Origin of the sequence: uncultured Shewanella sp. (assembly GCF_947495455.1) — a bacterium.
GTDB lineage: Bacteria > Pseudomonadota > Gammaproteobacteria > Enterobacterales > Shewanellaceae > Shewanella.
On sequence record NZ_CANLZC010000244.1, the window covers coordinates 1 to 612 of the forward strand.

Genomic DNA, 612 nt, shown 5'->3' on the forward strand with positions numbered 1-612 from the left:
GCTGATTTGAGTATGACGTAATGTTACTGTTGAATTGGCATAGGCTTTAATGCCGTGCCAGCTATCTTTTTCTGGCGTTTCAAGTGATGACCCGAAATAAACAAGGTTATCCTCGCTACCTTCAGCGTGAAGGGTACCATAAACATTTAACTGAACATTGGTCGCGGCAAGCACTTGTGCGCCTGCTGCAAGGTTCCAGTTACCGCTAGCGGCAAGATTGACATTAGCCGAGTCAGCCAGATTGATGACGGCATTGCTGCCTACATCCCATGTACCTGAAACAGCGATTTTAGCCCCCGCTTCAAAGCTGACTTGGGCACCATCTTCAATGATGAGTTGTGCATTTGTATTAACGGTGAGTGTTTTACCCGCTTTCACGGTTAAATGACTGCCAGCTTTAACACGCACGATTTGTCCAGAGTAAATGCTGGTATTGCCGACGACAGTAAGCTCACCATCAAGCACATGCTCACCCGCTTGCTCACCGCTGTCTTGCAGCAGGGCATCAGGGAAGTGATAAGTAATTAAATCCAATGGAACATCGGCCACATCATCGGATAAGCGATATTGGCCATAGTTGACTGACATATTACCAGTAATTTTTGCGCTGAT

1 protein-coding gene is annotated in these 612 nt (G+C 46.6%); it reads right to left on the reverse strand.

Annotated elements, in window-relative coordinates; translation table 11 throughout:
- Nucleotides 1-612 (reverse strand): hypothetical protein (locus Q0791_RS24960; protein WP_299011961.1); only part of this gene is annotated, 612 nt, incomplete at both ends.